This is a genomic window from Priestia sp. RMT2NF4, from assembly GCF_047872835.1.
Lineage (GTDB): Bacteria > Bacillota > Bacilli > Bacillales > Bacillaceae_H > Priestia > Priestia zanthoxyli.
Genome location: NZ_JBLQZO010000002.1, coordinates 429,251 through 440,981, shown reverse-complemented (window position 1 = coordinate 440,981; position 11,731 = coordinate 429,251). Strand labels below are relative to the sequence as shown.

Genomic DNA, 11,731 nt, shown 5'->3' with positions numbered 1-11,731 from the left:
ATGTTTGATCAGTTAAAAAACGGGGCACGCATTCGGGAACTTGCTGCAAAAGTAGAAAAGCAGATTAAGCCCGTACATGAGAAAATTGACGAGCGTATTGAAGCAAATCAATTTCGAGTGCTGCAAAGCTTTCAGCAAAACCGAGTGAGTGATTCACATTTTAATCCGACAACGGGGTATGGCTACGACGATCTAGGCCGCGATACGTTGGAGAAAGTATATGCGGACGTTTTTGGAACAGAAGCATGTCTAGTGCGTCCGCAAATTATTTCAGGCACGCATGCAATCGGCATTTCGCTGTTTGGTGTACTGCGTCCTGGAGATGAACTATTATATATAACTGGAAAGCCTTATGACACGCTTGAAGAAATCGTTGGCATACGAGGAAGCGGTGTAGGTTCTTTAAAAGAATATAACATTAGCTATAAATCAGTAGATTTAACTGAGGAAGGTCAAGTGGATTTTGAAGAAGTGAAAGCGTCTATTCATGAGCATACAAAGATGATAGGCATTCAGCGTTCAAAAGGGTACGGCATTCGTCCTTCTTTTACAGTCGCTCAAATAAAAGAAATGATTTCGTTTGTAAAGAGCATTAAGCCTGACGTTGTTGTATTTGTTGACAACTGCTACGGTGAATTTGTAGAAACAATCGAGCCAACGCATGTAGGAGCAGATTTGATGGCGGGGTCGCTTATTAAGAACCCTGGTGGAGGTCTCGCTAAAATCGGTGGCTATATTGCAGGACGAAAAGACCTAGTGGAAGCTTGTTCATACCGAATGACAACTCCTGGAATCGGTGCAGAAGCTGGAGCGACGCTGTATAGCTTGCAAGAAATGTATCAAGGGTTCTTCTTGGCGCCGCACGTAGTAGGTCAAGCCTTAAAAGGAGCGGTTTTCTCATCCGCTATGTTTGAAGAGCTTGGTATGCAAAGTGAACCGAAGTGGGACAGTGAACGAACAGATTTAATTCAATCCGTTCAGTTTGATGACCGCGATAAAATGGTGGCTTTTTGTCAGGCAATTCAATTCGCTTCGCCAATTAATTCACACGTAACGGCGTATCCTGCTTATATGCCAGGGTATGAAGATGATGTGATTATGGCAGCAGGAACGTTTATACAAGGAGCGAGCCTCGAGCTTACGGCAGATGGTCCTATCAGGCCGCCTTATGTCGCTTACGTGCAGGGCGGATTAACGTATGCTCATGTAAAAGTAGCAATATGCATGGCGGTAGATCAATTACTGACAAAAGAACTTTTATAAGATAGAAAGATTATTTCTCCCCGTTAACAAGGAAAAAAATAAGCTATAAAAATAAACGAAGTGCTATTTATTTGTATAGAAAAAATGTTCAGAAAAATTTATGTTAGAATTACTAACATTCGGTTGACAGGTGAACTAACATAGCATACAATGTAAATAGTTAATCCAAAGGAGGAACTGAAATGAGTGACAACATTCGAAGAAATACGCCACTTTTCCCGATTGGAATTGTGATGCAGTTAACTGAGTTGTCTGCTCGCCAAATTCGCTACTATGAAGAACATGAATTAGTTGCACCAGTAAGAACAGAAGGAAATCGACGACTATTCTCATTTAACGATGTTGATAAGCTGCTTGAAATCCGCGATCTAATCGAACAAGGTGTAAACTTAGCAGGTGTAAAACAGCTGTTTCATCTTCAAAAGGAGCAAAAAGGGCATAAGCAAGAAGAAAAAGTTGTGGCAGAAACAGCAAAGCCAGAATTAACGGACGATGAGTTGCGAAAAATGCTTCGTGCAGAACTTATGCAAGCAGGCCGTTTTAATCGAGCAACTTTAAATCAAGGAGATATGTCCAGGTTCTTTCATTAATAAAGTTATCAATATTTATGCCGTTCGTATATGAGGGGTATAGATTATAAATATTATATAGAGATTTAGGGGAGGATCACACGATGGCAAAGTACACAAAAGAAGATATTTTCCGCAAAGTTCAAGAAGAGAATGTAAAATATATTCGTCTTCAGTTCACTGACATTTTAGGAACAATTAAAAACGTTGAAATTCCAGTAAGTCAATTAGAAAAAGCGTTAGACAACAAAATGATGTTTGACGGTTCTTCTATTGAAGGGTTTGTACGTATTGAAGAATCAGATATGTACCTATTCCCGGATATTGATACATTTGTTATTTTCCCTTGGACATCTGAAAAAGGTAAAGTAGCACGTTTTATTTGTGACATCTACAATGCAGATAGAACTCCGTTTGATGGCGATCCACGTAATAACTTAAAACGTGTGTTAAAAGAGATGGAAGAGTTAGGATTTACTGATTTTAACCTTGGACCTGAGCCAGAGTTCTTCTTATTCAAATTAGACGAAAAAGGCGAACCTACATTAGAATTAAATGATAAAGGTGGCTACTTCGACTTAGCGCCAACTGACCTTGGTGAAAACTGCCGTCGTGACATCGTATTAGAGCTTGAAGAAATGGGATTTGAAATTGAAGCATCTCACCATGAGGTAGCTCCTGGACAACACGAGATCGACTTCAAATATGCTGCTGCATTAAAAGCTTGTGATGATATTCAAACGTTCAAACTTGTTGTAAAAACAATTGCACGTAAACATGGCTTACATGCTACATTTATGCCAAAACCATTATTTGGTGTGAACGGTTCAGGTATGCACTGTAACGTTTCATTATTCAAAGATGGTCAAAACGCATTTTATGATGAGAACGGTAATCTAGAGCTAAGTGATACTGCTCGTCAATTTATCGCAGGTATCATCAAGCACGCACACAGCTTTACAGCAGTAACAAATCCTACTGTAAACTCTTATAAGCGTCTAGTACCTGGATATGAGGCTCCTTGTTATGTTGCATGGTCTGCTCGCAACCGTAGCCCATTAATCCGTATCCCAGCTTCTCGCGGCGTAGGAACTCGTGTTGAGGTACGTAGCGTAGACCCAGCTGCTAACCCATATTTAGCAATGGCTGTTCTATTAAAAGCTGGTTTAGATGGAATCAAGAATAACCTTGAAGCTCCAAAACCTATCGATCGTAATATCTATGTAATGACAAAAGAAGAGCGTGTTGAAGAAGGTATCGTAGATTTACCTGCAACATTAGCTCAAGCTTTAGATAGCTTCCAATCAAACGAAGTTATGGTTTCTGCATTAGGTGAACACTTAGCAGAACACTTCGTTGAAGCGAAAGAAATCGAGTGGGATATGTTCCGTACACAAGTTCATCCTTGGGAACGTGACCAATACATGAGCCAATATTAATTTTTAAAAGTCGGAGAGATCGTTTGTACGTTCTCTCCGACTTTTTTTGTTTTTCACAATGAATAAATAACATTCTGCATACGTAAATTGAATAATATAGCTTGTTTATAAAAAAGCTGCCTGTCGTATAATTTACAGGGAGCTTTTTTATTGTTTTGTTACATACAAGAAAGAATTTGTTTACATGAATCAAAAAGGATGAGCTTTTTGTCTCATTGAATCTATAAGTAAAAGTAGTGTATAACAGATAGTGAGATTGTTTATGTGTTCACTCTGCACTGTATTTCAGTATAACTTCAGAGAGTTTTCAGCCAATCATAGTATCGTTAGAAAATACTGTTGGAGAGGAATGTAATAAAAATGAAAGAAGGAAATTTCTTTAAAGGTTTAGTGATAGGGATATTGATAAGCATTCCAATTTGGATTATTCTCATTGTTGTAGGCGTTCTGCTTTTTAAATAGGTCCTAATGTTATAAATAATAGACCCTCCTGATCTATACTTTAATCAACCAGAATAGAATTTGGACCAAAAGTATGTTAGGGGGAGGGAACCGCACGATGAATTGTGCGGATTTTTTTATTGGTAGGGTAAACGTAGATTTCATCTATTTAGTTGCTTCTAGCAGTTGATTGGAGGGACTCCTGCGGGAAAAGCGGAATAGGTGAGACCCCGCAGGAGCGCACGCGACGAGGAGGCTCACCAGCCCCCCCGCGGAAAGCGAAGCCTTGCACGGAATTCAACAGCGATGTAACAAGCCATCCATACTAGCGCATTTATCCCATTTGTTCGTTTTTAGGTTGAAGTGATTTCGTTATGTCTCAATCTCCTTTTTTAGTAATTTTTCACTAAGTAGGCTAGTATACGTAGCACTTTTTTCCCTCATGCATATGTTAACAATAAGGAGGGACAAGTAATATGAAAAAAATCTATCTTGATGCAGGACATGGTGGGGCAGATGCAGGAGCAGTTGGAGCGAACGGACTGTATGAAAAAAACTTAGTTTTAAAAATTCAACAATATTTAATAAGCTATTTAAATAGCACTTACAGTGACTTTACGATTAAAACCACCCGTACCACAGATACTTTTTTATCGTTATCTCAGCGCGCTTCTCAAGCTAACTCGTGGGGAGCAGATGCATTTATGTCTATTCACGTAAATGCCGGTGGAGGAACAGGATATGAAGATTATGTTTATAGAAGCGCTAGCAATGCCAGTAAAACGTTTCAATCAATTGTCCACGGCCAAGTACAGCCAACGCTGCTGTCGTATAATCATCCGAATCGCGGTCGAAAATCAGCTAATTATGCGGTGCTTCGCTTAACAAATATGCCTGCAGTACTAACTGAAATAGCTTTTATTGATAGGAGCGCCGATGCAGCACTTCTTCAAAATGAAGCTTTTTTAAAAAGCATGGGTGAATCGTATGCAAAAGGAATTGCCGTATATTTAAATTTACCTCGTCGTGCAGTTCCAAATCCATCGCCATCTCCAACACCGACACCGACACCAAATCCATCACCTTCTGAACCAGGTGAAAAAACGTATACAATTAAGCAAGGAGATACGCTGTACAGTATTGCACAGAAGTACGGAATAACAGTACAAGCGCTTCAAGAAGCAAATACAGGGCTTTCTGATCCTTTAACCCTAAAGGTTGGAAAAACAATTGTTATTCCTTCAGGAACTTCACCAAACCCATCTCCAACACCGTCACCAACTCCACCTTCTGAACAATATCCACTTCCAAATGGAATTTTAAAACAAGGCGATTCTGGAGAAGCAGTGAAACAGCTTCAAAGAGCATTAAACGCGGTTAATTTTAAAGTAGGGTCAGTAGACGGAATATATGGAGTACAAACGAAAGATGCAGTCAGACGTTTTCAGCTTGTGTATCTTCCTTATGATGTAGATGGCATTTATGGTCCTCAAACGAAAAACAAGCTAGCAGCCGTTTTAAAAGCAAAAAGTTAAAGAAAGCAGGTCTTCTGTAAGCAGGCAGAAGGCCTTTTGTTTTCCCCTTAAAAGCGCCTTAAGCACTATTTTATCGTTTACGTAAAATAATGCTTTACAAACCATTTGTACGGGAGTATATTATCTAAGAACAAAGGATAGTTATGAAAGAAACTTGTTATCAATCATACTCTTTAACCGAAAATTATATTGACCTGTTATCGCTTAATTCGTCAGAAGTGGGGGACCCAAATTTGTGCATTGTCACTTGGGGTGAATCCTTTTTTAAAAGGTAGGGCTACTCTCATAGCCCGAATCCGACAGCTAACCCCATAAGCGTTTTGGAGAGGAGGTTTAAGCTGTGTAAAAACGCTGAGAACCCTTAGTGTTTTTTTTGTGCGCTTTTTTAACATAAAAAGGTATTTTTTAGGGATAATATCACTTATTCATGAACTTGTAACGGAGCTTAGCAACGAACAGTGAATACTAGCTAAGCAATCATCGGAGGGAAATTACGTGAACTATTCAGTTCTCAAGAGATTATTGATTGGAAAGCCGCTCAAAACAAAAGAGTTAGGCGATCAAAAGCTTAGTAAGCTTAAAGCGCTGGCTATTTTATCATCAGATGCCTTATCTTCAGTGGCTTATGGAACAGAACAGATTTTGATTGTCCTTGCAACAGTGGGCGTGCTTGCCTATTGGTATTCGATTCCAATTGCCATTGGGGTATTGGTGCTGCTGACGGCTTTAATTCTTTCATATCGTCAAATTATTTATGCGTATCCGCAAGGCGGAGGAGCTTATATTGTTTCGAAAACCAATTTAGGAGAAAATCCTGGACTTATCGCTGGGGGATCACTGTTAGTAGATTATATTTTAACAGTTGCCGTGAGTGTTTCAGCAGGAACCGATGCTTTAACTTCGGCTTTTCCAACGCTGCATCACTATAACGTAGTAATTGCGTGTTTGCTGGTGATTTTTATTACGGTTTTAAATTTACGAGGTGTAACAGAATCCGCTTCTGTCTTAGCTTATCCGGTTTATTTATTTGTGATTGCTCTTATTTTGTTAATAGCGGTGGGCTTCTTCAAAATAGTGACAGGTCAAGTTTCACCTGAGCTTCATACATCTCTCGGTACCGTGGTGCCAGGTATTAGTTTGTTTTTATTATTAAAAGCTTTTTCATCAGGCTGTTCGGCATTGACTGGTGTAGAAGCTATTTCGAATGCAGTGCCTAACTTTAAAGATCCAGGTGCAAAAAATGCTGTTCATACATTAATGCTGATGGGCGGTATTTTAGCCGTTTTATTTTCTGGCATCACGTTTTTAGCTTATTGGCTTGGCATTTCTCCAAAAGCAGATGAAACGGTTGTATCACAAATTGCATCGAGTGTATTTGGACGAAATGGGTTTTATTATTTTATTCAAGGCACCACAGCTCTGATTTTAGTGCTAGCAGCGAATACGGGTTTTTCAGCTTTCCCTTTGCTTGCCGTAAACTTATCGTCTGATAAATACATGCCAAGAATGTTTCAAATTCGCGGCGATCGACTAGGCTATTCAAATGGAATTGTGACCCTTGGAATTGCTTCTATTGTCTTACTTGTCGCCTTTAAAGGAGCGACGGAACAATTAATTCCTCTTTATGCAGTTGGAGTGTTCATTCCATTTACGCTTTCTCAAACAGGCATGATTGTCAAATGGCTTAGAGAAAAGCCGGCCGGCTGGCAAGGAAAGCTAACCATTAACTTAATTGGTGCCCTCATTACCTTAACGGTGCTAATCATTTTGTTTACAACGAAGTTTTCACAAGTATGGTCCGTGCTCGTTTTCTTACCGGTTATCGTTTATATTTTTCATCGCATTCATACGCATTATGAAGCGGTAGGAGAGCAGCTTCGTATTAAGCAAGGAGAAAAGATTGGAAAGCTTGAAGGAAGTGTGGTCATTGTTCCTGTAGCAGGAATGACAAAGGTAGTGGAAAATTCATTGAACTATGCAAGAACGATTGGTGATACAGTTATTGCGGTGCACGTTGCTTTTGACCGAGAAAGCGAAAAGAGAATGGAAGAGAAGTGGGAAAAGTGGCAGCCTGATATTCGTATTGTTACGTTTCACTCTCAATACCGCAGTCTTGTGCGTCCGCTGTTTCGATTCATCGATATGGCTGAAGAAAAAGCCCGGGAAAATAATATGGCTATTACGGTTGTTATTCCGCAGTTCATCACGAAAAAAAGCTGGCAAAACATCCTTCATAATCAGTCCAGTCTGCTGTTAAAAGCACATTTGCTTTACCGTAAAAACGTAATCGTTACAACGGTACCTTATCGTTTTAAAAAATAATGAAACATGACTAAAAACCTCCAACTTATATGTTGGAGGTTTTTAATTTTTAAATTCACATACACTAACCATAATTGAATCTCATCAAAGGCACAAACGGAGGGATTGCATGAGTGAATTAATTAAGTTATTGCGAAAAGGAAATAAATCGGCCATGATGGCCGCTATAGTTAATACCATTATATCCATTATTAAAGGGCTTGCTTTTGCTTTAACGGGAAATGTAGCGATGTTTGCTGAAACGATGCACAGCTTAGGAGACGCAGCAAATCAGTTCTTTGTTTTTATAGGTTCAGCATTAAGCAAAAAAGCTCCGACCAAACGATTTCCAAACGGATTTGGACGATTGGTTAATCTCGTTTTATTAGGGGCGGTTCTTGTAGTAGGAATTATGGCATTTGAAACGATTAAAGAAGGGTATCATCATATTCTTCATCCGACGAAGTCTTCAGGCTTTATTTTAAATATTGCAGTACTTGGCATCTCGGTATTACTTGAGATGTTTGTCCTCTTTAAGGCAATGAAAGAAATTTTGCACGATGTCGGAATGAATACTGCAGAGGTCAATGTTTTTACGCAAAGCTTTGTTCATCTAAAGAAAGCAAAGCCAGCAACTAAGCTTGTTTTTATGGAAGATCTGGTAGCCACTGGAGGAGGCGTATTGGCTTTAATCGCCGTTTTTATTTCGCGGTTTACGCCTTTTCATCAAGCTGAAGGAATTGCTTCTATGCTAATTGGTCTTATGATGTTTTTTGTAGTAGGACGAGTATTTTTAGATAACGCTGCTGGAGCGCTTGGTGAAGCAGATAAAGAAATGGAAATGAAAATTGGCGCTATTGTTATGCAAGATGTACAAGTGCGTGATATTCAAACGTTAATGGTGATGAAAGAAGGAGAAGAGCTTCACGTTGAATTAAAAGTAGAAATTGATCCTTCTTTAACAGTAGCAGAAGCGGATGATATTAAAGATCGTCTCGAAAATCGTATTTTACAGGAAAAAGGAATAACGGATGTCATTATTGAATTTGATGAAGATGATGGAATTCCTGACTGGGTGACAAGCGATTTACAGCTTCAAAAAGAATAAAAAACAAGGAAGAAAACAGTTGTTTTCTTCCTTGTTTTTTTAGCTATATACTTTTTCACGCACGTTTTGAGAATCTGTTGAAGCCGCAGAAAAGTTAATAGTTTCACGTACAACGTAAATAGGTCTATTTTTACTTTCATCGTAAATTCTTGCGATGTATTGTCCCACTAGACCTAAACCAAGTAGCTGAATACCGCTAAAGAAAGTGATAGCTACCATAATCGAAGTCCAGCCAGGCTGAATATTTTCACCTATCAGCCAAACAACAATCGAATAACTTAAAACGAGAAGTGATACAAAAACTGATAACAAGCCAATAACCATTACTAAACGTAAAGGTTTCGTTGAAAACCCAATAATTCCATCTGAAGCAAACTTGATCATCTTTTTTAAAGGATATTTTGTTTCACCAGCAAAACGCTCATCGCGCTCATATTCTACATATGTTTGCCTGAAGCCGATCCAAGACATCATTCCTCTTACGAAACGATTGCGTTCAGTCATTTTTTTGAATACGTCCGCAACTTTTCGGTCGATAATACGAAAATCTCCCGTGTCTTTTGGGATTTCAATATCGGACATATAATTTAAAAAGCGATAAAAATACTTAGCCGTTGTCAATTTAAAAAAGGTCTCTCCGCTTCGCTTCTTGCGCTTTGCGTATACAATTTCATAGCCTTGCTGCCATTTAGCAATTAATTCAGGAATCATTTCAGGCGGATCCTGTAAGTCAGCATCAATAATTACGATAGCATCACCTTGAGCATAGTCAATACCTGCTGTGACGGCAGTTTGGTGCCCGAAATTACGGGCAAAATCAATAATTTTTACGTTAGAATCCATAGCTGCTACGTCCTTTAAGATTTCAATTGTTCGGTCTGTACTGCCGTCATTGACGAAAATGAATTCATAGTTAATGTGATTTTCATGCATGACGGAAAGCAAGCGATTATAGCATTCATTAGCTACTTCTTCTTCAAAATACATAGGTACCACGATTGAAATTAGTTCTTTCATGCTTTACCTCCTATCGAGTGATTGTTTGTGTGCTTAAACGTCCATATTTTATTAAGAAAAAAATTAAAAAACATTCCTATACAAGTAGACAACAGTTGTCCAATTATCGGATTAGCAGGTGTATAGTGTACAAGAAGGAATAAGCAAGATGTATTAATTGCTAAAGTAATAAGGTTTACGATGAAAAATTGAGCTAACATCCATTTATGTACAGTTGCTTGAAACACCCACGATTTGTTCCAATAGTAGCTGTTTATGACGCCAATGAAATAGGATAGTACGTTAGCCAATATATAATTCATATCAAAATGAATGAGTGCTAAGTAACTGATAATAGTGAGCAGGGTATTCATTATACCTACGAATCCGAATTTCAGGAATTTTATCACGGTTGCATAATCCCTTCCATTTAATTTATCTCTTCACATTTTGCCTGTGGCTTATTTTTAGTAAACCGTACTAGTAAATAAGATAGAATCACTGAAATACCAAACCCTTCGAGCAGCATAAAGCTTGGAAAAATAAAGAATCGATAGCGAGTTTGAATTTCAATAAGCAAGTGAATAAGAACGTATCCTATGATTAGTAATAAAAACAGTGTATACGGATATTTATCCTGCTTTTTCAGGAATAAACATATAAGTCCAATAATGGAAAGAATAGTAGTTGAAACGTAAATGATTCTTTCATAAATTTGAGCAGCACTAATTAATTTCTCTTTATTAAAAGGTACATCTTCTTGAGGAGTTAATGAAATACTCCAAAATGTAGATGCATCCGTTCCTCCCCACATATTCAGGAATTTAATGTGAAAGAGATCTAAAAGCTGCTCTTTATCTGCTACACGCTCTTTAATTACTTCTTTTTCTGCTTCAGCTCGTTTTTCTCCAATTGGCATACCCATAAAACGACTAGCATCCTCTGAAGAATAAGAACCGCTTGTTTCATAATTAAAGCCAATAACGAATTTCCATAAAGGATCTCTGTTACTTAAAGGATATTTAGAAATACCGCTCGCTACAAAAGAGTAGTTGATCAGCGCATTTGCAATAAAAAAAGTAGCCAGTACGCCTACGAGGTTTTTTCCTATTTTCTTTCGACGAGTTTTTAACTCAGCAGCATCCTTCGCTTTAATGTAAGGTTGAAGAATTTGCAAGATGAAATAAATGAAAACAGCAACGATAATAATGGGTCCCAGAGGGCGCATTAAATTTCCTAACGACAATAGAAGACCAATATAAAGCCAGCTAAACTTGTTATGAGCAAATCTTTTTATAATAAGGTAAAAAGCTGCATAAAATAAAAAAGTAGCTAAATGCTGATTGGTTAACACTGAGCTGTAGAGAATGTTCGGAATGTAGAACGCATATAGGAAAGCTGCCATTCTCCCAGCAAGTTCGTTAAATACTTTAGCGCCAATTAGATAAATAAAAATAACGGTTCCAGTAGAATAAAAAATATTTAACAATTTTAATGTGAAAATGCTATCTCCAAAACAGCGAATAACAATAGATTCATAGAATGAAAAGCCTAGCTGATATACCCATGTAGTGAAATAAACGCTTTGGTTAAATTCATAATTTCCTTTTGCGATATTACGTGCGGCATCTAACATGACAAGAAAGTCAGATTTTACAGGTGTTTGAACAGAAAGCATCCATGCTAATCGAACACCTAAGGTCAAAACAATCAGTGAAATAAAAAAAACAGTTTTGTTCATGTATCTACTTGCAATAGCTATTAGAAAAATGACAAGGAAAGTGATACATATTCCTTCAATAATAAATGAATTACTTAAAGCCAAGCCTTTTAAGTCCAATGAATTTGTCATCGCACTATAACTGCCCCATAGAGACCATGTAAGAATCATGACACATAAAAGAATCAGGCTTTTGGATAAAAATGAGTTAAGCATATTACCTCCTGCAAATTATTTCAAAGATAAGGTACAAAATTCCTACCCTATGATACCATATTTTATTATTTTGTATATATTTTTCTTATAGAGTATAATGTTAGATTGTTCTGAAATTACAACAGCGGCACAACGTGTAATAA

The 11,731-nt window shown here is 37.8% G+C and carries 9 protein-coding genes and 1 riboswitch; of the genes, 6 read left to right on the top strand and 3 right to left on the bottom strand.

The annotated features are described in order from the left end of the window. The 6 genes from ACMX9J_RS11455 to ACMX9J_RS11430 all read left to right on the top strand — a co-directional run bounded on the left by ACMX9J_RS11455 (position 1) and on the right by ACMX9J_RS11430 (position 8,656). On the top strand, positions 1–1,263 hold the full coding sequence (locus ACMX9J_RS11455) for an aminotransferase class I/II-fold pyridoxal phosphate-dependent enzyme (protein ID WP_033579808.1): 1,263 nt from the start codon (positions 1–3) through the stop codon (positions 1,261–1,263). Between the two features lie 182 nt (positions 1,264–1,445). Further along, positions 1,446–1,853 (top strand): MerR family transcriptional regulator, encoded by a 408-nt coding sequence (locus ACMX9J_RS11450; protein ID WP_014458504.1) that lies wholly within the window; start codon positions 1,446–1,448, stop codon positions 1,851–1,853. 83 nt (positions 1,854–1,936) lie between these two features. Then, complete coding sequence (gene glnA / locus ACMX9J_RS11445; RefSeq protein ID WP_013084732.1) at positions 1,937–3,271, top strand: type I glutamate--ammonia ligase; 1,335 nt, start codon at positions 1,937–1,939, stop codon at positions 3,269–3,271. 917 nt (positions 3,272–4,188) lie between these two features. After that, entirely contained in the window at positions 4,189–5,247 is a 1,059-nt protein-coding gene (locus ACMX9J_RS11440; RefSeq protein WP_033579809.1) for an N-acetylmuramoyl-L-alanine amidase, read from the top strand. 191 nt (positions 5,248–5,438) lie between these two features. Next, a riboswitch (cyclic di-AMP (ydaO/yuaA leader) is annotated at positions 5,439–5,580 on the top strand. Between the two features lie 162 nt (positions 5,581–5,742). Continuing rightward, on the top strand, positions 5,743–7,569 hold the full coding sequence (locus ACMX9J_RS11435; RefSeq protein ID WP_028411372.1) for an APC family permease: 1,827 nt from the start codon (positions 5,743–5,745) through the stop codon (positions 7,567–7,569). 109 nt (positions 7,570–7,678) lie between these two features. Further along, positions 7,679–8,656, top strand: coding sequence for a cation diffusion facilitator family transporter (locus ACMX9J_RS11430; RefSeq protein WP_416225817.1), 978 nt, complete (start codon positions 7,679–7,681; stop codon positions 8,654–8,656). A 39-nt stretch (positions 8,657–8,695) separates the two neighbouring features. Here the strand turns inward: ACMX9J_RS11430 and ACMX9J_RS11425 are convergent, their stop codons facing one another. Genes ACMX9J_RS11425 through ACMX9J_RS11415 form a run of 3 tightly spaced genes read right to left on the bottom strand, consistent with a single transcriptional unit; the run spans position 8,696 to position 11,588 of the window. Continuing rightward, positions 8,696–9,673, bottom strand: coding sequence for a glycosyltransferase family 2 protein (locus ACMX9J_RS11425; RefSeq protein ID WP_028411370.1), 978 nt, complete (start codon positions 9,671–9,673; stop codon positions 8,696–8,698). Continuing rightward, complete coding sequence (locus ACMX9J_RS11420) at positions 9,670–10,062, bottom strand: GtrA family protein (RefSeq protein WP_028411369.1); 393 nt, start codon at positions 10,060–10,062, stop codon at positions 9,670–9,672. Before ACMX9J_RS11420 ends, ACMX9J_RS11425 begins: the two co-directional genes overlap by 4 nt. Positions 10,063–10,082: 20 nt before the next feature. Further along, entirely contained in the window at positions 10,083–11,588 is a 1,506-nt protein-coding gene (locus ACMX9J_RS11415; protein WP_033579811.1) for an ArnT family glycosyltransferase, read from the bottom strand. Positions 11,589–11,731 lie beyond the last annotated feature (143 nt).